This is a genomic window from Snodgrassella communis, from assembly GCF_914768045.1.
Lineage (GTDB): Bacteria > Pseudomonadota > Gammaproteobacteria > Burkholderiales > Neisseriaceae > Snodgrassella > Snodgrassella communis.
Window position 1 is genome coordinate 1 of the sequence record NZ_CAJZCD010000017.1, and the last position, 22,734, is coordinate 22,734.

The following is a 22,734-nucleotide window of genomic DNA, read 5'->3' on the forward strand; positions in this document are numbered from 1 at the left end:
GTACGAAAGGCGCGGTATCGGTAGGTGATACATCGAAAAAAGAATACCGTCAGATAACCGGAGTTGCGGCAGGTTTTGACGACACAGATGCTGTGAATGTGGCTCAGCTTAGAGGTGTTAATAATCAGATTGATAACGTCAATAAGTATGTGAATAAGGTAAATGAGCGTTTGCAACGTACTGAACGTCGTGCTTATTCTGGTACTGCATTAGCCATGGCCTTATCCGGTGCTTATCTGCCATCTCTGAATGCCGGTGAACAGGCAGTTGGTGTGGGTGTTGGTAACTATCGTGGCTATACTGCTGTAGGCGCCAACTATAAGGCAATCAGCAATGGCGGTAATATTGGCTGGGGTGCTGGTGTTTCCACCACAGGCAAAGAGGTTGGCTTTAATGCCGGTATCGGCTTCAAATGGAGCAATAACTAAACCATTTGCTGAATGCTAAAGCAACTTCCGGATTTCTTCTGAATCCGGAAGTTTTTTTATGATTTGGTAATACGTTAAATTAAAATGTGAATAGCTTGTAATGAACTGAGCAGTGATGCGTCTGTTGGGTGTTTTATTGATTTAATTCAACTAGTATTATATATTTAATAATATAATAATGGTAATTTAATATTACATAAACATGGAAATGGTAAATAATGTCTGATGCTCAGCAGGAGCCTGCCGGAAAGCAGATTGCATTGGTTGTAGAGGGCGGAGGAATGCGCGCTGCGTTCAGTAGTGGGGTTACCGATGCTTTTTTACAGGCAGAATTTAATCCATTTACTTTGTTGGTTGGGGTATCTTCCGGCGCCAGTATTATTGCCAGTTATCTAGCGGGACAAGAAGGGCGCAATCTGGCTGTGTTGCTTGATCAATCATGCCGGCCGGAATTTATTCGCTGGTCACGCTTTATTGGTGGTGGCGATCTGATGGATATTGGCTGGTTATGGCGGGTGGTACAACAGGAAAATCCGCTGGATTATGAGCGTATGTTTGCGCAGCAGCGTGATTTCCGAATCGTGCTGAGTAATGCAGTTAGTGGTCTGCCACGATATGCTGTCGCCAAACCCGAATCTTTTCTGGAAGTGTTGCGTGCTTCGAGTTCAATTCCCTTTTTTATCCGCAAGCCAGTACAAATTGATAATGAATTTTATTTTGATGGTGGTGTGGCAGATGCTTTGCCGGTACGGTGGGCTTTGTCGCAGCCAAATATTGGCCAAGTGGTGGTTATTCGCACCCGCTCACATGATTATGTTAAGAAAGGTGGTTTGGGTGATGCATTGCTGGCGCGGCACTTATCTGCTTGCGGGTTTGCACAGGCATTACGTCAGCGGGTAAAGCATTATAATGCTACGTTGGCATGGATGCGACAGGCTGAAAACTGCCGCTCTATTATTGAAATCAATCCTCCTGATGACAAAAAAATGGCCGGACGCCTGTGCCGTGATGGCGGTCGTTTGCGCTATAGTTATGCAGCTGGTCTGGAATGCGGTCGTGCGTTAGTGCAGCGGTGGCCGTTAAATTAAATGTTTTTTTCAGTCTTAATCTATCAGATTAAGGGTAATGGTATTTGGTGAGGTAATGAAAACGAATTCGACTGTATCGAACACACAGCACCGGCTTAGTCTTTTTCTGGCTATTCTGGCGCTGGCTTTTGTTTTACGCGGACCTCTGACTGGTGTGGGACCTTTGTTGCAGAATATTCAGGCTCAGTTGCAGATGAGCAGTACGCTGGCAGGATTGCTGACTACGGTGCCATTGCTGACATTTGGTCTGTTTTCCGTTTTTATCCCCAGAATAGCTGCACGTCTGGGCTCGGAACAAATGGTTTTTTTTGCTCTGTGGGTATTAACTTTGGGGCTGGTGCTGCGTTGCTGTGGTAGCGGATTGTTTTTGCTGCTAACCGGTACGGCCTTACTCAGCAGTGCGATTGCGGTTGGTAATGTGTTGATTCCGAGCATGGTAAAACAGTATTTTCCATTAAAAATGGGGCTGGTTACGGCATTATATGCACTGGTAATGAATTTAGGCGGAGCCACAGGTTCTGCTTTAAGCGCGCCTCTGGCGCATAGCAATCTGTGGGGCTGGCGCGGTGCGCTGATGATTTGGGTGCTGCCAGCGCTGGTGACGATGGTGATCTGGTGGCGGCCCTTTAAAGCCGCTAATGCTATACCCAGACCGGTTGTACGCTCACGCACAGTCACGTTACATCTGTGGCGTAACCCGCTGGCGTGGCAGGTAACTCTGTTTATGGGATTTCAGTCATTCCTGTTTTATTCAACGGTTAGCTGGTTGCCGCTGATTGTGGCCAAAGCCGGTGTGTCTGCAACTGAGGCCGGTGGCTGGCTTGGATTGATGCAGTTGGTGATGGTACCAACTAATTTGCTGATACCAATTTATGCAGCCAGATTAAAACAGCAGCACTGGATTGGTGCGATGTGTGGGGTAGCGTTGATATTGTCGATATTATTGCTGATGTTGCCGTGGCGTAGTTGCTATTTACCGGCGGTACTGCTGCTGGGGCTGGGAATCAGTGGGGCTTTCTGTCTGAGTATGATGTTTTTCAGTCTGCGCAGCGATAGTGTTACTGAGGGGGTATTGTTATCCGGAATGGCACAAACCTGTGGTTATCTGTTAGCGTCGGTGGGGCCGGTATTAATGGGTGCTTTGCACGATATCATTCATTCATGGTTTCCTGCATTATGGTTAATGCTGTTGGCTGCACTGGTGATTACTGTATCCGGCTGGAAAGCCGGTCAGGATCGCAAGCTGTCTGATTTTCAGAAATAATACAGATATACACAGCTTTATCCACAAGGTTTTGTGGATAAAGCTGTTTGTCCACATACCGGGCAGTCCGGATTGGCCGCCAGCTGCAAACGTTGCCACTGAAAGTGATGGGCGTCAAAACAGTGTAACCAGCAGCCTGACGGGTGAATACCAGCAATTACCTGTAACGCCTCACTTGCCTGTGCTGCACCCATTATGCCCAGTAGTGGTGCAAAAACACCATTTTTAGCACAACTGGAACCTTCGTCATTCATTTCTTTTTCAAACAGACACTGATAACAGGGGCCGTGGCCATCCCGGAAATCATATACGGCCAATTGCCCAGCAAATACTAAGGCTGAGGCTGAAACCAGTGGTTTGCGCGCATTGAAGCAGACCTGATTAATCAGACGGCGGCTGGCAAAATTGTCGGTACAATCCAGAACAATGTCGACATGCTGTACCTGTTGTTGTAACAGGCTGGTATCTGCTCTGGCCACAACCGGCTGTAATTGAGCATGTGGATGATGTGCCTGTAGTTGCCGGCACAATACACGGGCTTTTGCCTCACCGATGTTCTGATCACTAAACCAGTACTGGCGTTGTAAATTGCTGATTTCGATGCTATCGTTATCCACAACGGTGATGTGCCCTACTCCGCTGGACACCAGATACGTGAGTGCCGGATGTGCTAAGCCTCCGGCACCAATCACCAGTGCCCGTGCGGCAAGAATGGCTTCCTGTCCGGCAATATCCAGTTTATCCAGTAAAATATGCCGGCTGTAACGCAATAGTTGTTCATCAGTGATCATGGTAGTCTCTGGGTGCATGAGTAGTCTGGTTTATTCTGTACTGCTATTATAATAGTTTGGTTTTATTTCTCTGAATTTTTATGCGCCATCCTGTCCGGCCGGCTGGCCGGTTTTTACATCGTCTGCGCGCCCATCTGTGTCAAGGTGGTCTGATTGCTTATCCGACGGAAAGCAGTTATGGGCTTGGCTGTCTGCCTGATTATGCGCCGGCGCTACGAAAAGTGATTGCGCTGAAAAAACGGCCGCAACATAAGGGTCTGATTGTTATTGCTGCTGATTTTTCTCAGCTGCAACCTTTGCTGGCTCCATTGACCACAACTGAAATAACCGCTATCACTCAGCAGTGGCCGGCACCACGAACTTTGTTGTTACCAGTACGGCGGCGGCAGGTTCTGCCGGCGTTGCGTGGGCGAGGCCGGCAAACATTGGCGGTACGCATTCCGGATTTGGCTACGGCGCGCTTTTTGTGCAGGGCTGTAGGCAGACCGCTGGTGTCTACTTCATGTAATCGAGCTGGAAAAAAAGCCTGTCGCACGGAACAGGAAGTCAGGCGCCAGTTTGGACGTCGGGTGATGATTTTGAGTGGCCGCACTGGCGGGCGCAAACAACCCAGCCAGATTGTTGACTGGGTATCTGGTAAGCGGCTGCGTTAGTTATTTCGTCTACTGGCTGATTGGTAAATATCTGTACATATGGCAGAAACGGGATGTCTGGCATTTATACAGCAATGGTTGTTTTCTTTATGTTTGATGCGCATCTAATAGTTGCGGGCAACAACAAATTGTGCCAGTGAGCGCAGGTGAACTGCACGCTGATCAAAACCAGCCAGCGCATCAATAGCTTTTTGTACCAGGTTTTCGGCATACTGGCGTGCTGTAGTCAGCCCCATCAGGCTAACGTAGGTAGGTTTGTTGGCCTGAGCATCTTTACCGGCAGTCTTGCCCAATATGTGGCTGTCCTGTTCATAATCCAGTACATCATCAATAACCTGAAAAGCCAGTCCCAGATGGGCGGCATAGTTGTCGAGTGCTGTTAGTGCCTGCTGATCGATGTCCTGACAGCAAAGTCCGCCCAGTGTGACTGCTGCGCGAATCAGTGCGCTGGTTTTCAACTGATGCATGCGCTCAAGTTCGGTTTGATTCAGGCTCAAACCCACATGAGCCAGATCAATGGCCTGTCCGCCCGCCATGCCATTACAGCCGGCAGCCTGTGCCAGTGTCTGTATCATGTGCAGCTGGCGTGTGGCAGCAAGGCTGGTTGGCTGGCTTAGCAGGCTGAATGCCATGCTTTGCAGGGCATCGCCAACCAGTAACGCTGTTGCTGGTGTGTATTGTATGTGGCAGGCTGCTTTGCCGTGACGCAGGCTATCGTTATCCATTTCCGGCATGTCGTCGTGTACAAGGGAATAAATATGAATGCATTCGACGGCGGCCAGTGCATAATCCACTGCTTCTTTAATGGCGTTGCCCAGTTCGGCTGCAGCCAAAACCAGCATCGGGCGCAAACGTTTGCCGCCATCCAGCATGGCATAGTGCATGGCCTCAATCAGTGGGGCAGGAAGTTGACTGGCTGGTGGTAACAATCGGATTAGGGTTTGTTCGGTGTATGTTTGTGCCTGTTTTTGCCAACTGGTAAAGTCACTCCTCTGCTTCAAGTTTCAACTCCTTTAATTCACCGTGATCAAGTATCTGTAGTTTTTGTTCTACTTCAGCCAGTTTCTGCTGGCAGTATTGCACCAGTTCCTGACCATATTCATAGGCTGCCAGTGATTCTTCTAAAGGCAAATCGTTGTTTTGCATCGATTCAGTAATTTTTTCCAGTTGCTGGATGGCTTCTTCATAGCTTTGGGGCGTTATTTTCTTCATGTCATGGCTCTTTACGTGAATTTATGGCCATTGTAACACTCGCGGTACTGCTCTTGCTGCTGATATCTGTATGTTGAGGCGGTAGCTTATTGGTTGAGGATGCAGGCAGATATGTTATCTGGTTTGTTCTGAAAATAGGGCGTTCATGTGTTTTTAAACCGGTATAAACTTTCATAATACTAATTAATATTTTTGTTATCGGTTTTTAGGTGAGGTACTGGATCAGTACAAGAATTTTCAGAATTTCTGGCGATTTAAAATCATTTATTTTACTTTGTTCATATTTTATTTTTCTGAGTATGAATGATTCTTTTAAATATCAATGTAATATAGAATTTTATTTTAATATAGTTAATTTTTCAGATGCTGATTGGTCTATATATGCTGATGTGTTTTTCTCTTGTATTTATGCTGTCTGGCGCTGATTATTTATTTGGGATTATATAAATTTTTGTTTACTATTATAAATAGTATCAAATCGGCAGTGTTTTTTGCTGTTTATTTGTTCAGTTTTAAAGCATAATATTATTTAAGGCATAAATATTATGTTGTACGCACTTTGTGTGATGGTTTATTTAAAAATTAAAACATAGAATTATTTAATTTATATGTTTTGATGGTCAGACATATGGAAAACAGGAAAGCCTGAGGGGAAGTAATGGTGAACTATTTGTGCTGATATGCTGTGTGAACGCAGTATGGTAGTTCCGGCGTAAAATCTGAAATGCTGTATATTCGTCTATAATCGGATAAATCGATGGTTTTTCAATCTGTTTTACGGGTTACTAAGGTAGTTTCTTTGGTTTAAGTAGGCATTATGGGTAAACAAATTTTTTATGAGGAGTCTGGTCAGTTTAAAGTAGCTGAGGTGGTGCAGGAAAACGATGCTACTTTTCTGGTTAATACAGCGCACGGTAAGCGGGCTAAAATCAAGGCCAGCCATGTTTTTCTGGTATTTGATGGCGATGCTAGTCAGTTTTTACAGCAGGCTGCCGATGCTGCTGCTGGTATTGATATCAGTTTGCTGTGGGAAGCGGTAGGTAGTGAGGCTGAATTTACCGCAGCCAGTGCCGCTACGGAATATTTTGGTGGCAACAGCGGCAATGTTGAGCTGGCGGCTACATTAATGGCTTTATATGCTGCGCCTATTTATTTTTACAAGAAAAATAAGGGTGTATTTAAGGCTGCGCCAGAAGAAGCCTTACAGCTTGCTCTGGCGGCGATTGAGCGGCGCAAGCAGCAGGAAGCACAAATTAATAGCTGGATACAGCAGTTGCTGGCAGGCAGTCTGCCGGCTGCGATTGCTGCTGATGCTAAGGTAATTCTACATGCGCCAGATAAACAGAGCCTCAGTTACAAGGCGGTGATAAAAGCTGCTGAACAGAAAAAAACATCTTTGTTTACTTTGCTCCAGAGTGTGGGAGCGGTGCCACCATTACCTGAATATTTTCTTGATGGTTTTTTATTGACTCAGTTTCCTAAGGGTGCAGGCTGTGGTGATTATCCTGTGCCGGTTATCAATAATTTGCCTGTTGCTGATACTGAAATACGGGCATTTTCTATTGATGATATTGAAACCAGTGAGGTGGATGATGCATTCAGTGTGCGCGATCTGCCTAATGGCAATAAACTGGTCGGTATTCATATCGCCGCTCCTGCGCTGGCCATTACTGCTGAATCTCCGCTGGAAAAACTGATATTTGAACGCTTGAGTACGGTATATTATCCCGGCGGTAAAATCACGATGTTACCGGATAACTGGATAGCTGCTTTCAGTCTGGATGAAGGGGCTGCACGGCCGGCTGTCAGCCTGTATGCTGAAGTTAATCCACAATTTGAGATTGTGCACTGTGAATCGCGTATTGAATCGGTTTATATAGACTGTAATTTACGCATTGAAAATATTGAGCAGGCATTTCAGCCTCAGCAGATGCGCAGTAATGCTGAAGTTTTTGCTCATCAGCATGAAATGAACTGGTTGTATGATTTTGCCGTGGCCAGAATGCAGGCTAGAGGGAAATATGATCCGGAACGCTTACCTCAGTATGATTACGGAATTAAGCTGGAAGCAGATAATAAGGTGCGTATAAGCGTACGTGAGCGTGGTGCGCCGATAGATACGCTGGTCAGTGAACTGATGATTTTTGCTAACAGTACCTGGGCACAGATGCTGGATGAGGCCGGTATGGCCGGGCTGTTCCGGGTGCAGCCAGCTGGCAGAGTGCGTATGAGTACTCAGTCTGAACCACATGTTGGTTTGGGGCTTAAGCATTACGCATGGTTTACTTCGCCGTTGCGACGTGCTACTGATTATATCAATCAGAAACAGTTAATTAGTTTGCTTGATGAGACTGCCCTGCCCCGCTTTGAACCGCAGGAAGCCATGCTGTTTGCGGTATTGCGCGATTTTGAATCGGCTTATACTGCCTATAATGATTTTCAACGTCATATGGAAGCGTACTGGAGCCTGATATATATTCAGCAGGAACGATTGCAGGAATTGACTGCCCGGTTAATACGCGATGATTTGGTGCGCATTGAGGGTTTGCCTCTGGTTAGCCGTGTCAGCGGTGTGCCGATTGATGTTATACCTAAATGCCAGATGAAAGTAGCGATAACCGGAATTGATCTGGAGCAGGTCAGTGTTGGGCTCAATTATGTGAATGTTCTGATGCCGGTGGCAGGAGTCTGATTGTCTGGATAAATCGTTGTTAAAGATTTTTTGATTTATAGCTGGCTGATGATGATCAGATTGATTGTTTTGCTGGCAGAATAATTACGCTGCTTTAGCTGATGTTGTTTATCTGTGTATAAATTAAGTTGGCCGGTTTTGTTTCATTTAAATTAACTTTTGCTTAAAACCTTGTTTTTATACATGCAGCCCATATATGAGTTGCATTTGTATTATCCGGTTTTGTTTTTCAGGCAGCCTGCTGCACAGGAACAGGTTGCCTGCAAACGTTTGGAATAAAATTATGACTGAAGTAGATTTTTATGAAGTGCTGGGTGTAACCCGTACTGCAGGGGATGAGGAAATCAAAAAAGCTTATCGCAAGCTGGCTATGAAATACCATCCCGACCGTAATCAGGGCGATAAGGGTGCCGAAGAGAAATTCAAGGAAATACAGCGCGCTTATGAAGTATTGTCTGATGCGCAAAAACGTGCAGCCTATGACCAGTTTGGCCATGCAGGCGTAGATGGCAATATGGGTGCTGGTGGCGGCGGCTTTGCCGGTGGTTTTGATTTTGGTGATATTTTCAGTCAGATGTTCGGCGGCAGTGCCGGCGGACGGCAGCAAAATCATCAGGGTGCTGATTTACAGTATCATGTAGACATCAGTCTGGAAGAAGCCGCTCGGGGTATCAAGAAAAAAATCACTATTCCTACTCATGAAGAATGTGATGTCTGCCATGGCAGTGGTGCTAAGGCCGGTACTTCCGCTACTACCTGTAGTATGTGTGGCGGTAGTGGGGCTGTACACGTACGGCAGGCTATTTTCCAGTTACAGCAAACGTGCCCTACTTGTCATGGTAGCGGTAAACAGATTAAAGACCCGTGTGTTAAATGTCATGGCGAAGGGCTGGTAAAAACCCGCAAGACGGTTGAGATTTCTATTCCGGCCGGCATTGATGATGGGCAGCGTATCCGGTTGAGTGGCGAAGGTGAGCCGGGTAAGCATGGTGCGCCGGCGGGTGATTTATTTGTGATGGTGAATGTACGTCCGCATCAGGTCTTCGAGCGTGACGGTATGGATCTGCACTGTGAACTGCCCATCAGCTTTACTACAGCAGCGCTTGGTGGTGAGGTTGAAGTACCAACACTGGATGGTAAAGTAAAACTGAATATCCCGAAAGAAACACAAACCGGCCGCCGTATGCGTGTGCGTGGTAAAGGCGTTAAATCATTACGGTCGGCTGCTGTGGGCGATTTATATTGTCATATTGTGGTGGAAACACCAGTAAATCTGACTGAGCGTCAGCGTGAACTACTGGAAGAGTTTGAGAAAATCTCTACTGGAATGGATCGTGCTCAAACACCGCGACAGAAGTCTTTTATGGACAAGCTACGTGATCTGTTTGAATAAACAGTTGCACTATCAATAGTTCAGAATTGTTTATTTCAGATATGTGAATCCTAATGCAGGTTATTCGGTGTAAATACCGCTGATTTATGTAATCAGCGGTATTTTGTTATGGGAAGAAAAGATATAAGTAGTTTAAGGCTTGAGCTGGATTATATTGGCTTCAGAGAATAGTTTGTTGCTTTTATTGTTGAGGAAAAAAGTAAGTCTGAGTTTGGGCTGTTTAAACTTTGCTAAATGCGCAGAATGAAGCTGGTAGGAAATAGCAAAGCTGTTTTAAGCTTTAGGCTGAAAGCTACTGATGGACATAACCTGATATTGAATGGGAAATAAATCATCACCCCTGTGTTCGGGTAGCACAGGAGCGATGCAGAAATTTTGGCACAATGGATAATTTGTTGTGGACAGTTTTAATATGCTTGGCTGAATAAAATTCAGCTTGTGTGCTTAACTAATTATAAAATAAGAGTTTTGTGCAATAAAAACTGTTTATTTTTACAGATTGTTTGTGGATAATTCTGTGGATAATTTCTAAACCAAGCTTGTACCTCAGTCCAGCTCAGCACGTAATTGTGCTGCCAGCTGCGCCAGTTCTGCCTGATCGGCAGCCACACTCTCGTGTTTTCCCAGTTCATGAATATGGCCGGGAATCAGATGAATATGATAGTGAAATACAGACTGGCCAGCCTGTTCACCAGATAGTTGTAACTGAACGATGCCATCGCGGTGTAAAACTTTACGCTGTGCACCAATGATTTTCTTGGCTGCACTGAATACCGCAACAAGATAATCTTGTGGCATGTCGGTTAATTCTATTGCCTCACATTTCGGAATCACCAGCACGTGGCCGCGTGCCTGTGGCATCACATCCATAAAGGCCAGAGTTTGAGTATCTTCATAAACTTTATGGCAGGGTATTTCACCGCGGATGATTCGGGCAAATATATTGTTACGGTCATATTGTTGCATGATCTGTCTCCTCTCAGGCCTGTCTGCTTACCAGCTGTAGCCTGAGCAATTGTTTAAGAAATAATAGTCAGCTTGCTTTTGGCAAATACAGTATCCAGTTCTTTAATTCCCTGTTTGCCAAAATTAATGGTCAGACGAGCACCTTCCGCTTTGTGACTAGCTTCTATAATTACGCCAGTACCAAAGCGTTCATGGTGAACATTCTGCCCCAGCTGGAAGCCGTCAAAATCAGTACTGGCTGGTGTGTCTGCCAGTTTGCTGCGACTACTGTGAAACGGATTAGTACGCTGTGTAGTCTGCTGCCGGGCGACCAGCGTGTTTTTATGTGCTGATAGATATTGCAGCACACTTTCCGGTATTTCATCTACAAAGCGTGACGGCAGGGCAAAGTGAGTCTGCCCGTGCAACAGGCGTTGTTGTGCCATGGTTAAATACAGGCGTTTGCGTGCCCGGGTAATGGCCACATACATCAGACGTCGTTCTTCTTCCAGCCCATCCTTCTCCGCCATGCTGTACTCGCTCGGGAACAAGCCTTCTTCTAATCCCGTGAGAAAAACCGCGTCGAATTCCAGCCCTTTGGCTGCATGTACCGTCATTAACTGCAAGGCATCTTCCCCCTGTCCGGCCTGATGTTCACCCGCTTCCAGTGAAGCGGTACTTAAAAAGGACAGTACAGCGAATAACGGATCGTTTTCATCATATTCTGGTTCACTGTCAAAACCAGATTCCTGCGGTTTGAATGCCACGGCAGCATTCAGTAATTCCTCCAGATTATTGATACGCTCCTGCTGCTCACCTTTCTGAGTACGGTAATATTCCATCAGGCCGCTATCGTAAATGGCTGCGGCCATCAGCTCCGGCAGCGAAACTTGTGCGGTCTGTGCCTGTAAATTTTCAATCAGGTGTACAAAAGCGGCAATTTTACTGTTCTTAGCGGCCAGACTGGAGGCGGCCTGCCACAGCGAAATACCGGTTTGACTGGCTGCTGCCTGAATGTTTTCAATAGTGCGTGTGCCGATACCGCGTGTGGGTACATTGATTACCCGCAATAATGCATTATCATCATCGGGATTGACTGCCAGCCGAAGATACGCCAGAGCATGTTTGATTTCCTGACGCTCATAAAAGCGTAAACCACCATAAATTTTATAGGGTATGCCGGCACGAAACAAAGCCTGTTCCAGCACACGGGATTGGGCATTGCTGCGATACAATATCCCCATCTGCATGTAATCCAGCCCTTCACGGTGTAAAGCCTTGACTTCATCAACCACAAACTGGGCTTCTTCTATATCATTGATCGCCTGAAGTACGCGGATTTTTTCACCACTGCCAGATTCTGTGTGCAGATTTTTACCCAGACGGCTGGCATTATGCGCAATCACAGCATTGGCTGCGGTAAGAATATTGCCGACGGAACGGTAATTCTGCTCCAGTCGGATGGGTTCACTTACACCGAATTCATGCAGAAAACGCGTCATATTCGCTACTTCCGCGCCACGAAAACGGTAAATACTCTGGTCATCATCACCAACGGCAAAAACCGCTGCATGTTCACCGGCCAGCAGCTTTAACCATGCATACTGTAATTTGTTTGTATCCTGAAATTCATCAATCAAAACATGATTAAAACGATTCTGGTAATGGCAGCGTAACACATCATTGCTTTGCAGTATTTCATAACTGCGCAACATCAGCTCAGCAAAATCCACTACCCCTTCATTCTGGCACAAACTATCATAAGCAGCATAGCATTCAATCATCAGCCGTTCATGCGGGTCGCGCGCCGTCAAACGGGACGCGCGCAGACCATTTTCTTTTTGTGCATTGATGAATCCCTGCAAACTGCGCGGTGCAATTACTTCATCGGCAATATTCAGCTGTTTGAGTAAACGCTTTACTACAGCTAGCTGGTCGCCAATATCAAGTATTTGAAATGTTTTCGGCAGTCCGGCTTCCTGATGGTGCAGGCGCAAAAAGCGATGGCACAGGCCATGAAACGTACCCAGCCACATTGCGCGTACCGAAACCGGTAATAGCGCACTCAGGCGCAATTGCATTTCTCTGGCCGCTTTATTGGTAAAAGTTACCGCCAGAATGCTGTGTACACTGGCCTGCCCAGTCTGCAACAACCAGGCAATACGGGTAGTTAAAACCCGGGTTTTACCACTTCCTGCCCCCGCCAGCACCAGCGCCGGTTGCGCAGGCCAAGTTACGGCAGCTAACTGTTCACTATTTAGGCCGGCCAGCAGGCCAGCAGAAGATAAAATTTCCATAGTGCTTATTGTAGCTGATTGAGGCTGAAAAATCGCTGTGAAAAATATGTCTGTGGTCTATGACGTACATATTTAAATAGCTGAATAATAATGTATACCTTGCTGTTCAGGCGCGCTTGGCCGAATCTGGATAATACATGCAGTGTTAAATTCCGGCTGATAGCACCGGAAAAATGGGCACTATATTTCCGTGTAACCGCTTTATGAATCAGAAAATAGCACAGCAAAGTACCACAGTGCCTGCACATAAACTCAGGACATGCCCAGCCAGCTTTTTCAATAACCATTGCAGAACATACAGTGGATTGGCCATTATTGCGCGTAAGTACAGCCTGATTTATCTAAAAGCAAAAACCAGTATGCAAAGCGAAAGTCCGCAATTTTAGCTATATTAACCATCCCACCAATACCGCCACAGAGTAGCGGATCGAGAACCAAATAAAGGGTTAAATCAAGTTGTTTTTTCATTTACTTCTTTATTGATGTGAATCACCGAATAGCGAAAGCTGATCTAAAAGTGACACAGCATAAGTGCCTAATCCTTGTTGTTTATTGGCCAGTTCACCCGCCCGTTTCATCATATAACAAGCAGAAGCCGTGGCTAATAAGGCATCAGTAGAAACTGCAATAAAAGCAGCAACCATGGCCGATAGTGAACAGCCTGTTCCCGTCACCTTAGTTAAATTAATATCACCGCCTGCTATACTGTAAGTATTATGACCATCTGTCACATAATCAACATCGCCTGTAATAGCAATGATAGTTTGATATTTTTGGGCAAGTAAATTAGCTGCATTCAAAGCTGATTCAGTCGAGTCTTGACTGTCTGGTCCCTTTGAAGAAGAATTCTGCCCGCTTAATGCTAATATTTCTGAAGCATTACCCCGAACAACAGTTGGTTTTAATAATAATAATTGATGAGCAATTTCTGAGCGATAAATCAGAGCAGAGCCGACTGCTACCGGATCTAAAACCCAAGGTAATTGGTTTTTCTGGGTTTCAGCAGCTGCCAGTAACATACTTTTGGCAGTATTGTTGTTAATCGTGCCAATATTAACTAATAGACTATTTGCAACATTAACAAAAGCAGTGACTTCTTGCTCCGCAATAACCATTGCCGGCGAAGCCCCGATAGCAAGTAGCACATTAGCCGTAAAATTCTGTACTACATCATTAGTAATGCAATGTACCAGTGGGCACTGATCCTTAACACGTTTAATAAAAGGAATGGCTTGCGCAGCTTGCAGCGGTTTTACTACAGACATATTCTTTCCTTATTAATAACTTTTCAATATCGGGAAGAATTTGCCAATTTACAATGAATATGGCTTAGACTTCCCTACGCTGGTATAACCCAGATCAGGTTCAACGGGTAAAATCTCAGTTTTTGGTTCAAACAAAAACACCCCGAGTCGAAACAATTATCAAAACAACGAATTTATTATGAACTGACTAACGGCCTTAAACAAGCTATTCTAATCATCTTCCACATTATTAATACTTACCCAGTCTGGTAAGAAGATTATCAGGCAATGATTGTCTTTGGCCGATCAATCGGTTTAATAACAATTACATCTTTACCTCATCCAACAGCGGCAATAATGGCCTCTAAGAGAAATTTAACTTATTAAAATTTACTAACCGTATTAATGTTTACCTTTAGTAAGCACTTTAATAATTTCAGATTTCCTTTGCTTTCCCGCATGAACGGTTATATTAAATTGTCCATTCAAAACAGCATCTGGGCAATTTTAATTTGGTCAGTGATTTTATCGTTAGCCAAAGGCATAGTTTTGTCAGCGGCAAACATGTACTATATCTGATAAGCATCATTTATATAACGCACACTTTGGTGTCGTCGAACATACTTAATGGCTGAAGCTTTTCACCTGTCAGTAGCACAGATGCCAACAGTTTCAGATAACTCATCCTGCTTTTAGAGTTCATACCACAGCAGCCAGTACAGATTAATCAGGTGTACTAAGCGGGCTCAGCCCCGGTAAATCGGCAAAACTGCGTTCGCGTACAATCTGGCAGAAATTGTCCAGATAGCTTTTATTACCATCAGATTCACGTATTGCAGCATATAACTCACTTTGCAGCGGAATATCGCCAATCTGCCGTGCTACCACATAACCCTTTTCCAGATACGGCATCACCGTCCAGTAAGGTAAGGCAGCAATACCGCGCCGGCTTGATACCAGCTGAATAATAGCAATAGTTAATTCACTATTGCGGCGCGCGGGCTGCACACCAGCCGGTTTTAATACCTTGCGCAATAAATCCAGCATATCATCTGGTACCGGATAAGTGATAAGCGTTTCATCCACAAAATCCTGCGCCTGCCATACACTTTTAGATGCCAGCGGATGATCCTTGGCACAAATACCCACCATCTCATAAGCAAACAGCGGTTGAAAAATAATACCCGGCTGTGGCGCATATTCAGACACAATGGCCAGATCAGCCCGATGAGTCAGCAACAAACCCACAGGATCAGCCTGAAAGCCGGACACAATATCCAGCTCCACCTTCGGCCACAGCGGCCGGAAAGCATCCATGGCCGGCATCAGCCAGTCAAAACAAGTATGGCACTCCACCGCCACGCGCAGCTCCCCTGCTCCTCCCTCAATAATCTGTGCTATATCCAGCTCAGCTACCGTAGCCAGCGGTGTAATTTCGTGTGCTAATTGCAACAGACGCATACCAACCGGCGTAAAATGAATAGGGTTGGATTTACGTTCAAACAAAGGAGTGCCATAAAACTGTTCCAGAACACGAATCTGATGTGACAGCGCAGACTGAGTCAGAAAAACCCGCTTAGCAGCCATTGATACACTGCCGGTTTCTTCCAGAGCCAGCAAAGAGCGTAAATGGCGCAATTCAATAATCGACTCCATGTTCTCCACCTTCTATTAGCATTTTAACTACGAATCCAAGTTAAAAAATTCATAAACAGCAGCACTATATATAAACAAAAATTATATGGCTAACATAATTAGCACCTTGCTGATAACCATTTATCTATTTCCCCAACTAGACATTTATATACCATATCATATTCTCATCCCGATTGTACTGAAATGTAATATTAAAAATATTCATACAGAACAGCAAAATTTATCGCTTGCCGTCATGCCACAACTCACGCACACTGCTAATTATTGAAATCCATCATTCGCATAGAATAGAGAGAAATAAATATGAATACATTCCATCTGTCTGGTTACCCACGTGTTGGTGCTAAACGAGAATTAAAATTTGCGGTTGAAGCTTTCTGGAAAGGCAGCAAAAGTGAAGCCGAACTGCGCCAGATTGCTGCCGATATTCGCCAGAAAAACTGGGCAACTCAGATTGCAGCCGGCGCAGATTTGCTACCCGTAGGTGACTTTTCCTATTACGACCACGTATTGGATACCCTGTGTGCACTTGGCGCCATTCCTGCACGCTTTGGTTTTGATGCAGCCAACCTGACATTAAGCCAGTATTTCGAACTGGCACGCGGCAATGCCACTCAGGTAGCCATGGAAATGACCAAATGGTTTGATACCAACTACCACTACATCGTGCCAGAATGGCATCAGGACACCAGCTTTAAAGCCAACGCAACCAACCTGATTGCCCAGATTGAAGAGGCCAAAGCCACCGGACATGATATCAAACCTACCCTTATAGGCCCGCTTACCCTATTATGGCTGGGTAAAGAAAAAGATACCGGCCATAACCGTCTGCAACTATTGCCGCGTCTGCTGCCTGAGTACCAGAAACTTTTACGTGCACTGGCTAATGCCGGTGTTGACTGGATCCAGATTGACGAACCCATTCTTGCCGTCGATATTGCCCGCGAATGGCTGGATGCTTTTGCGCCTACCTATCAGGAACTGGCTATTACCGGCACACGGATCATCATTGGCACCTATTTTGGTAGTGTTGCCGAACATCTTAATTTGCTCAAAAGCCTGCCAGTAAACGGCGTACATATCGATTGCGTACGCGCACCGGAACAACTGGCCGAATTTGCCAATGCATGGCCGGAAAACAAAGTACTGTCTGTTGGCCTGATTGACGGTCGCAACGTCTGGCGTGCCAATCTGCGTGAAGTAATTGATTTACTGGCACCAGTTGCCACCCAGTTAGGCAACAACTTATGGATTGCACCAAGCTGCTCACTATTACACAGCCCGCAGGATTTAAGCGTAGAAGAGAAACTTAACCCCGAAATCAAAAACTGGCTTGCCTTTGCTGCCCAGAAATTGCAGGAACTGGGCATCATCAAACAGGCACTGGCGCACGGTAAAGACACCGTACAGGAAGCACTCGCTGCTTCCGATGCGGCCGCTGCCGGACGCAAAACCAGCAAACTGATTCATAATGACAAAGTTGCAGAACGCGTAGGCAATCTGCGCGCTCATGCCGACCAGCGCCATAGCCCGTTTGCACAGCGGATTGAAAAACAACAGGCATGGATGAATCTGCCCTTACTGCCCACCACAACCATAGGTTCATTCCCACAAACTCAGGAAATCCGGCAGGCACGTGCAGCGTTTAAAAAGGGCGAACTGAGCGCGGCTGATTACGAAGCCGCCATGAAAAAAGACATTGCCTACTGTGTAAAACAGCAGGAACAACTGGATATCGACGTACTGGTGCATGGTGAAGCTGAACGTAACGACATGGTCGAATACTTTGGTGAACAACTGGATGGCTACTGTTTTACCCAGTATGGCTGGGTGCAAAGCTACGGTTCCCGCTGCGTAAAACCCCCGATTATTTTTGGTGATGTGGCCCGTCCCAAAGCCATGACCGTTGCCTGGTCTGCCTATGCCCAGTCCCTAACCAAACGGCCGATGAAAGGCATGTTAACTGGTCCGGTAACCATGATGAAATGGAGCTTTGTGCGTAACGATGTACCATTGAGTCTAGTGTGCAAACAAATTGCACTGGCACTGAACGACGAAGTACTGGATCTGGAAAAAGCCGGTATCCGCGTTATCCAGATTGATGAGCCAGCCATTCGTGAAGCCCTGCCACTGAAACGTGCACAATGGGATGAGTATCTGGCTTGGGCATGTGAATCATTCCGCCTTACTTCAACCGATGCTGACGACAGCACCCAGATTCACACCCATATGTGTTATTCCGAATTCAACGACATACTGCCCGCCATTGCCAGCATGGATGCTGATGTAATTACCATCGAAACCTCACGTTCCGATATGGAATTACTGGATGCCTTTGTCAAATTCAGCTACCCCAATGATATCGGCCCCGGTGTTTACGATATCCACAGCCCGCGTGTACCTACCGAAGCAGAAGTAGAACACCTGCTGCGAAAAGCACTGAAAGTAATCGACCAGCGACGATTATGGGTAAATCCCGATTGCGGCCTCAAAACCCGCGGCTGGCCAGAAACCACCGCAGCCCTGCAAGTGATGGTTAATGTTACCAAAAAACTACGTGCCGAATTAAACGCCTAAACCGCCCAGATTAGCGTTATGTACAACCGAACCGCTCCGACAAAACCGGAGCGGTTTTCCGTATTAGCTCCCTTAACTAACATTCAGGAAAATACCAGCAACTCACGGATTCAAATAATCGAATCAGAATAAAATGTGCCTATAAAATACCCTGTATTAGACAGATACATACAGGCAAATTTCCGCATAAATCATATATTTACTGCATAATTGCTATAAAATAGTAATGCAAATAAAACCATAGCCACAGCATTTGTTTGATACAGATCACTTTCCCTAAACTACCAAACATAACAGCATATAAACGTCTATCCTGATACATAATTATATGATTACAAGCTGAAAATATTGCTATTCTTTAATAAAGCAACCTGTTACAGCCAGAAGCAGTAATACAAACGCTTGCCGTTTAGCATCTAACTGTATAACTGAATAGTAACTGATTGATTGACATGCTACTTATTGCAAAGTAATATTTTGGTATTGGAGCTATATTTATTCCAGACAAGAGACAGCAGGCAATAGCAGTAGTCAAGGAATAAAAGGCAAACAATACAAAGCACATATTGCAGTCATAAAGAATGAGTTTATCTGATTACCTGACAAAACCATAGCTTATATGGTCAAATTTTATACTTAACCATTATTAGGGAGAAAAATTGGCTAAAGGATATTTTTTAAGGGTTGGAGATCGCACTACTTGTGGTGGCAAAATAATCAGTGGTGACAGCATGATTTTATGGCATGGTATTGCCGCAGCTTGGGAAGGAGATAGGGTTACCTGTGGACAACATAGCGGAATCTATCGCATAACAGGCGGAGTAAGCAGTATGTTTAGCCCGACCAAAAAACTGGCCGGCTCAATCAGCAGCATCAGTACCTGCCCATGTAATGCACGCTTTATTCCAACCATCACCGACAGTTATATTGATGACACCTTGTCCAGACCCATTAAAAGCATGCCTTATTCACGCAGCTTTTATATTCAATCACCAGAAAACATCAAAACCTATGGTGTGGCTTATGCCATCAAAACCTCTTCACGACTGGTGGAAGGTGAATCAAGCCGGGATGGCCATCTGGAATCGATACAAACCCCGCAACCTGAGTCGGTAGAAGTAAGCTATTTTGTTCAGACTAAATTAGGAATTTAACCATGCCAGAATTGATTACCCATACCATGAAATCTGCGCCCAAGATTACCCTGAATGCAGATATTTTTTCCATAGACCAGATTCCGGCCGCGATGGATAACATGGGCTGGAAAATAGCACCGCAACTAATGCGGCACTGGTTTAGCGGAAAGCCGGCCAAAGGTTTTACTGAAGCCACAAAAAATACCTATATGACGGGACCGGCAATAAATATTCCATTACAGCATGTAAATGATTCTATTGTGAAAATGGAGTGGGCGTTGAGATATAAACCTGTGCAGAAAGGTTTTGCAAAATTGAAAGAAGATTGGGCAAGCCCAAAAGGACGAAGAGAATTGCGCAAGCAGCTTATTAAGAATAATGGTATTCTCAGAAATTACAGAGATGTTAGGGAGATTGATACATTTTCAAATGTGAATTTTACTCCAATTGGAGATTATTTATGGGGTTTAGGAGAAACCATTGATGATTATTTCGGCGCAATAGGTAAGGCAAATTTAAAAGTTGCACCACAGGGGTATCAGGATAAATTTCAGGGCAAGGATGTCTTTATTACCGAGGCCATCGGGTTTTATATCAAAGACAGCTATGATTTTCTCGGTAATGAATTTCTCGGGATCTGGAATAAAAAAGGCATACTCAGCAAAAAACAGGCATTGCTATATATGGATGCCTACGAGCTTAAAAAGTGGAAACTCTTATATGATATGAAGATGCAATGGACGGTGCCCGTATATAACAAAGATTTCAGAGAATGGCAGCGCATAAGAAATACCGGCATAGATTTTATTGTTTTTTCAGATGTTTTATGGATTCCCCCTTTATCGAAGCATAGAATTATTGAGTTATTAAACAAATAATCTTAAAAATAATTGTTTCAGCTTTATTGCCGTCTTTATTTATTTAGATTATTTTTTCATCTTCAGCAATTTATGGCAATTTTAATCAGAAATCTTCTATCCTAAGCGAAAATGGAGAATATAAACTGATTATTTATAAACACTTCCCTATATCCCAGAGGAAATAAAAAGTGAAACATAATGCTATTGAGATATTCATTAAAACGATTCTGCGGAAAGATATAAATTTTGTAAAAAAATTAATATTTATTCTTTTAACACTAATTACGCTTATATGGTGGTTACTTTTCTCCTCATCCAGTTTTTATGGTGATTTCAATCTGAATTACACACAAGAAGGTCATGATGGTGAGTATTACCTGAATATGTATCAACATCTGCCCACCACACCGATTGCGGTCTATAAGCTGATAGTTGGAGACAGATATTTTTGGGTTTTATATAATAAACAGGGCAAGGAGATATGGCATTCACCTCATTATGCCTATTTAAGTGATACGATAGGTGGTTTGGTTATTCCTACTAAAAAAAGCAATTTATTAAGGTATTCAAGTAATGAAGGATGGGAAGCAATTGATTTAACGGATAAAATAAATCAAGTAAACGGTAAAAAATAAAGAAATCAGCATAGATGGTTAGCGGTGGATTTAGCCAGCCTATCATCAGGTAGCGGAGTTTTAGATAATGAAAAAAATCATAAAAAGCATCATAAAAATCATCATAGGGATATGCTATTTTGCATTTTTTTACTGGTTATGCCTGTTTTCCTCATCCAGTTTTTATGGTGATTTTAATCTTTATAAAACAGTAAAAAGTGACGATGGTGAGTACTATGCCAATATATATAAACATTTACCCACATCACCTATTTCTATTGTTCAAATATTAGAGGGCAATAAATATTTTATTGTTTTATACAATAAAAAGGGCGAGGAATTATGGAGATGTTCTTATTTTGAATATGTTAGCGAACAGGCATTATTTGAAAAAATGTCTTTTCCTGATAAACAAGATAATAGTTTTACGTTTCCAACCAATCATGGTTATGACGGCCCTGATTTTTCCAAAACCATACGCAATCATAAATTACAGTAAATCATTTTATATAGGTGGTTTATGAAAAAGATATTGCTAAAGCTCATTATCTTATCTTCGTCTTGTCTGGCTATTACATGGTTACTGCTGTTTTCATCATCCAGCTTTTATGGTGATTTTAATCTGTGTTACACAGAAGAAGGCGATGATGGTGAGTATTACTTAAATATGTATCAACATCTGCCCACAACACCGATTGCGGTCTATAAGCTGATAGATGGATACAACAAATATTTTTGGGTTTTATATAATAAAGAGGGCAAGGAGATATGGCATTCACCTCATTATGCCTATTTAAGTGATATGGTAGGTGGTTTGGTTGTTCCTACTAAAAAAAACAATTTCTTAAGATATAAAAGTAATGAAGGATGGGAAACCGTCGATTTAACAGATAAAATTAATCAAGTAAACGGTAAAAAATAAGGAAATCAGCATAGATGGTTAGCAGTGGATTTAGCCAGCCTATCATCAGGTAGCGGAGTTTTAGATAATGAAAAAAATCATAAAAAGCATCATAAAAATCATCATAGGGATATGCTATTTTGCATTTTTTTACTGGTTATGCCTGTTTTCCTCATCCAGTTTTTACGGAGATTTTAATCTTTATACAACAATAAGGAGTGACAGTGGAGAATACTATGCCAATATATATAAACATTTGCCCACATCACCTATTTCTATAGTGCAAATACTGGGAGGCAATAAATACTTCACAGTTTTATATAATAAAAAGGGAGAAGAATTGTGGAGGGTATCCTACTTTGACTATATTGATGAGGAATCAGTATTTGATATGATGTCCTTTCCAGATGATGTTGGAATGGACGGAAACTTTATTTGCCTAACAAATCATGGACTAGTTGGGTATGATATTTCCAAAACCATACGCAATCATAAATTACAGTAAATCATTTTATATAGGTGGTTTATGAAAAAGATATTGCTAAAGCTCATTATCTTATCTTCGTCTTGTCTGGCTATTACATGGTTACTGCTGTTTTCATCATCCAGCTTTTATGGTGATTTTAATTTGTATTACACCAAAGAGGGCGATGATGGTGAGTATTACTTAAATATGTATCAACATCTGCCCACCACACCGATTGCGGTCTATAAGCTAATAGATGGATACGACAAATATTTTTGGGTTTTATATAATAAAGATGGCAAGGAGATATGGCATTCACCTCATTATGCCTATTTAAGTGATGATATATCTGGTATGGCTATTCCTACTAAAAAAAGCAATTTATTAAGGTATTCAAGTAATGAAGGATGGGAAGCAATTGATTTAACGGATAAAATAAATCAAGTAAACGGTAAAAAATAAAGAAATCAGCATAGATGGTTAGCGGTGGATTTAGCCAGCCTATCATCAGGTAGCG

The 22,734-nt window shown here is 43.7% G+C and carries 22 protein-coding genes and 1 riboswitch; of the genes, 14 read left to right on the forward strand and 8 right to left on the reverse strand.

Annotated elements, in window-relative coordinates; translation table 11 throughout:
- The 3 genes from MJ761_RS10410 to MJ761_RS10420 all read left to right on the forward strand — a co-directional run.
- The coding region (locus MJ761_RS10410; RefSeq protein WP_239392924.1) for a YadA-like family protein at nucleotides 1-428 on the forward strand (428 nt) is incomplete at its 5' end.
- A 218-nt stretch (nucleotides 429-646) separates the two neighbouring features.
- On the forward strand, nucleotides 647-1,516 hold the full coding sequence (locus MJ761_RS10415; RefSeq protein WP_093093827.1) for a patatin-like phospholipase family protein: 870 nt from the start codon (nucleotides 647-649) through the stop codon (nucleotides 1,514-1,516).
- A 55-nt stretch (nucleotides 1,517-1,571) separates the two neighbouring features.
- Nucleotides 1,572-2,780: a CynX/NimT family MFS transporter gene (locus MJ761_RS10420; protein WP_176715117.1), complete on the forward strand. Its 1,209-nt coding sequence runs from the start codon at nucleotides 1,572-1,574 to the stop codon at nucleotides 2,778-2,780.
- Between the two features lie 17 nt (nucleotides 2,781-2,797).
- Here MJ761_RS10420 and MJ761_RS10425 read toward each other — a convergent pair whose 3' ends face one another.
- Complete coding sequence (locus MJ761_RS10425; protein ID WP_218060240.1) at nucleotides 2,798-3,571, reverse strand: HesA/MoeB/ThiF family protein; 774 nt, start codon at nucleotides 3,569-3,571, stop codon at nucleotides 2,798-2,800.
- Between the two features lie 80 nt (nucleotides 3,572-3,651).
- On the opposite strand from MJ761_RS10425, the gene MJ761_RS10430 reads away from it, so the two are divergent.
- A complete protein-coding gene (locus tag MJ761_RS10430; protein ID WP_093093831.1) occupies nucleotides 3,652-4,224 on the forward strand; it encodes an L-threonylcarbamoyladenylate synthase in 573 nt (190 codons plus the stop codon).
- 104 nt (nucleotides 4,225-4,328) lie between these two features.
- Here MJ761_RS10430 and MJ761_RS10435 read toward each other — a convergent pair whose 3' ends face one another.
- Together MJ761_RS10435 and MJ761_RS10440 are read right to left on the reverse strand one after the other, a co-directional pair.
- Nucleotides 4,329-5,225: a polyprenyl synthetase family protein gene (locus tag MJ761_RS10435; RefSeq protein ID WP_093093833.1), complete on the reverse strand. Its 897-nt coding sequence runs from the start codon at nucleotides 5,223-5,225 to the stop codon at nucleotides 4,329-4,331.
- Nucleotides 5,209-5,436, reverse strand: coding sequence for an exodeoxyribonuclease VII small subunit (locus MJ761_RS10440; RefSeq protein ID WP_093093835.1), 228 nt, complete (start codon nucleotides 5,434-5,436; stop codon nucleotides 5,209-5,211). Before MJ761_RS10440 ends, MJ761_RS10435 begins: the two co-directional genes overlap by 17 nt.
- Before the next feature lie 817 nt (nucleotides 5,437-6,253).
- Between MJ761_RS10440 and MJ761_RS10445 the strand changes: the two genes are divergently transcribed.
- Nucleotides 6,254-8,128 carry a ribonuclease catalytic domain-containing protein gene (locus MJ761_RS10445; protein WP_093093837.1) on the forward strand — a complete coding sequence of 625 codons (1,875 nt, stop codon included), beginning with the start codon at nucleotides 6,254-6,256 and terminating at the stop codon, nucleotides 8,126-8,128.
- A gap of 283 nt (nucleotides 8,129-8,411) precedes the next feature.
- Nucleotides 8,412-9,521: a molecular chaperone DnaJ gene (dnaJ, locus tag MJ761_RS10450; protein WP_093093839.1), complete on the forward strand. Its 1,110-nt coding sequence runs from the start codon at nucleotides 8,412-8,414 to the stop codon at nucleotides 9,519-9,521.
- A 546-nt stretch (nucleotides 9,522-10,067) separates the two neighbouring features.
- Here dnaJ and MJ761_RS10455 read toward each other — a convergent pair.
- The 5 genes from MJ761_RS10455 to MJ761_RS10475 form a co-directional block, all read right to left on the reverse strand.
- Nucleotides 10,068-10,487: an HIT family protein gene (locus MJ761_RS10455; protein ID WP_093093841.1), complete on the reverse strand. Its 420-nt coding sequence runs from the start codon at nucleotides 10,485-10,487 to the stop codon at nucleotides 10,068-10,070.
- A 53-nt stretch (nucleotides 10,488-10,540) separates the two neighbouring features.
- Nucleotides 10,541-12,763 (reverse strand): UvrD-helicase domain-containing protein, encoded by a 2,223-nt coding sequence (locus MJ761_RS10460; protein WP_093093843.1) that lies wholly within the window; start codon nucleotides 12,761-12,763, stop codon nucleotides 10,541-10,543.
- Between the two features lie 312 nt (nucleotides 12,764-13,075).
- A complete protein-coding gene (locus MJ761_RS10465) occupies nucleotides 13,076-13,231 on the reverse strand; it encodes a hypothetical protein (protein ID WP_176715118.1) in 156 nt (51 codons plus the stop codon).
- An 8-nt stretch (nucleotides 13,232-13,239) separates the two neighbouring features.
- Complete coding sequence (gene thiM, locus MJ761_RS10470) at nucleotides 13,240-14,028, reverse strand: hydroxyethylthiazole kinase (RefSeq protein WP_093093847.1); 789 nt, start codon at nucleotides 14,026-14,028, stop codon at nucleotides 13,240-13,242.
- 54 nt (nucleotides 14,029-14,082) lie between these two features.
- Nucleotides 14,083-14,183, reverse strand: a riboswitch (TPP riboswitch).
- Nucleotides 14,184-14,730: 547 nt separating this feature from the next.
- Nucleotides 14,731-15,663, reverse strand: a complete 933-nt coding sequence (locus MJ761_RS10475; protein WP_093093849.1) for a LysR family transcriptional regulator — start codon at nucleotides 15,661-15,663, stop codon at nucleotides 14,731-14,733.
- A gap of 303 nt (nucleotides 15,664-15,966) precedes the next feature.
- Between MJ761_RS10475 and metE the strand changes: the two genes are divergently transcribed.
- The 8 genes from metE (at nucleotide 15,967) to MJ761_RS10515 (ending at nucleotide 22,679) form a co-directional block, all read left to right on the forward strand.
- On the forward strand, nucleotides 15,967-18,240 hold the full coding sequence (metE, locus tag MJ761_RS10480; RefSeq protein ID WP_093093851.1) for a 5-methyltetrahydropteroyltriglutamate--homocysteine S-methyltransferase: 2,274 nt from the start codon (nucleotides 15,967-15,969) through the stop codon (nucleotides 18,238-18,240).
- 659 nt (nucleotides 18,241-18,899) lie between these two features.
- Nucleotides 18,900-19,394: a PAAR domain-containing protein gene (locus MJ761_RS10485; protein ID WP_093093853.1), complete on the forward strand. Its 495-nt coding sequence runs from the start codon at nucleotides 18,900-18,902 to the stop codon at nucleotides 19,392-19,394.
- 26 nt (nucleotides 19,395-19,420) lie between these two features.
- On the forward strand, nucleotides 19,421-20,254 hold the full coding sequence (locus MJ761_RS10490; RefSeq protein ID WP_255356372.1) for a DUF6402 family protein: 834 nt from the start codon (nucleotides 19,421-19,423) through the stop codon (nucleotides 20,252-20,254).
- 170 nt (nucleotides 20,255-20,424) lie between these two features.
- A complete protein-coding gene (locus tag MJ761_RS10495) occupies nucleotides 20,425-20,871 on the forward strand; it encodes a DUF6201 family protein (protein WP_239392925.1) in 447 nt (148 codons plus the stop codon).
- 67 nt (nucleotides 20,872-20,938) lie between these two features.
- On the forward strand, nucleotides 20,939-21,349 hold the full coding sequence (locus MJ761_RS10500; RefSeq protein ID WP_239392926.1) for a DUF6201 family protein: 411 nt from the start codon (nucleotides 20,939-20,941) through the stop codon (nucleotides 21,347-21,349).
- A gap of 21 nt (nucleotides 21,350-21,370) precedes the next feature.
- Nucleotides 21,371-21,772 (forward strand): DUF6201 family protein, encoded by a 402-nt coding sequence (locus MJ761_RS10505; protein WP_239392927.1) that lies wholly within the window; start codon nucleotides 21,371-21,373, stop codon nucleotides 21,770-21,772.
- A 67-nt stretch (nucleotides 21,773-21,839) separates the two neighbouring features.
- Entirely contained in the window at nucleotides 21,840-22,256 is a 417-nt protein-coding gene (locus tag MJ761_RS10510; protein ID WP_239392928.1) for a DUF6201 family protein, read from the forward strand.
- A gap of 21 nt (nucleotides 22,257-22,277) precedes the next feature.
- Nucleotides 22,278-22,679, forward strand: a complete 402-nt coding sequence (locus tag MJ761_RS10515; RefSeq protein ID WP_239392929.1) for a DUF6201 family protein — start codon at nucleotides 22,278-22,280, stop codon at nucleotides 22,677-22,679.
- Nucleotides 22,680-22,734 lie beyond the last annotated feature (55 nt).

What these genes read in the sequence shown, in the direction of transcription:
- MJ761_RS10415 (WP_093093827.1), top strand. Translation starts at nt 647, where the DNA reads ATGTCTGATGCTCAGCAGGAGCCTGCCGGAAAGCAGATTGCATTGGTT.
- MJ761_RS10420 (WP_176715117.1), top strand. Translation starts at nt 1,572, where the DNA reads ATGAAAACGAATTCGACTGTATCGAACACACAGCACCGGCTTAGTCTT.
- MJ761_RS10425 (WP_218060240.1), bottom strand. Translation starts at nt 3,571, where the DNA reads ATGATCACTGATGAACAACTATTGCGTTACAGCCGGCATATTTTACTG.
- MJ761_RS10430 (WP_093093831.1), top strand. Translation starts at nt 3,652, where the DNA reads ATGCGCCATCCTGTCCGGCCGGCTGGCCGGTTTTTACATCGTCTGCGC.
- MJ761_RS10440 (WP_093093835.1), bottom strand. Translation starts at nt 5,436, where the DNA reads ATGAAGAAAATAACGCCCCAAAGCTATGAAGAAGCCATCCAGCAACTG.
- MJ761_RS10445 (WP_093093837.1), top strand. Translation starts at nt 6,254, where the DNA reads ATGGGTAAACAAATTTTTTATGAGGAGTCTGGTCAGTTTAAAGTAGCT.
- dnaJ (WP_093093839.1), top strand. Translation starts at nt 8,412, where the DNA reads ATGACTGAAGTAGATTTTTATGAAGTGCTGGGTGTAACCCGTACTGCA.
- MJ761_RS10455 (WP_093093841.1), bottom strand. Translation starts at nt 10,487, where the DNA reads ATGCAACAATATGACCGTAACAATATATTTGCCCGAATCATCCGCGGT.
- MJ761_RS10460 (WP_093093843.1), bottom strand. Translation starts at nt 12,763, where the DNA reads ATGGAAATTTTATCTTCTGCTGGCCTGCTGGCCGGCCTAAATAGTGAA.
- MJ761_RS10465 (WP_176715118.1), bottom strand. Translation starts at nt 13,231, where the DNA reads ATGAAAAAACAACTTGATTTAACCCTTTATTTGGTTCTCGATCCGCTA.
- thiM (WP_093093847.1), bottom strand. Translation starts at nt 14,028, where the DNA reads ATGTCTGTAGTAAAACCGCTGCAAGCTGCGCAAGCCATTCCTTTTATT.
- MJ761_RS10475 (WP_093093849.1), bottom strand. Translation starts at nt 15,663, where the DNA reads ATGGAGTCGATTATTGAATTGCGCCATTTACGCTCTTTGCTGGCTCTG.
- metE (WP_093093851.1), top strand. Translation starts at nt 15,967, where the DNA reads ATGAATACATTCCATCTGTCTGGTTACCCACGTGTTGGTGCTAAACGA.
- MJ761_RS10490 (WP_255356372.1), top strand. Translation starts at nt 19,421, where the DNA reads ATGAAATCTGCGCCCAAGATTACCCTGAATGCAGATATTTTTTCCATA.
- MJ761_RS10500 (WP_239392926.1), top strand. Translation starts at nt 20,939, where the DNA reads ATGAAAAAAATCATAAAAAGCATCATAAAAATCATCATAGGGATATGC.
- MJ761_RS10505 (WP_239392927.1), top strand. Translation starts at nt 21,371, where the DNA reads ATGAAAAAGATATTGCTAAAGCTCATTATCTTATCTTCGTCTTGTCTG.
- MJ761_RS10510 (WP_239392928.1), top strand. Translation starts at nt 21,840, where the DNA reads ATGAAAAAAATCATAAAAAGCATCATAAAAATCATCATAGGGATATGC.
- MJ761_RS10515 (WP_239392929.1), top strand. Translation starts at nt 22,278, where the DNA reads ATGAAAAAGATATTGCTAAAGCTCATTATCTTATCTTCGTCTTGTCTG.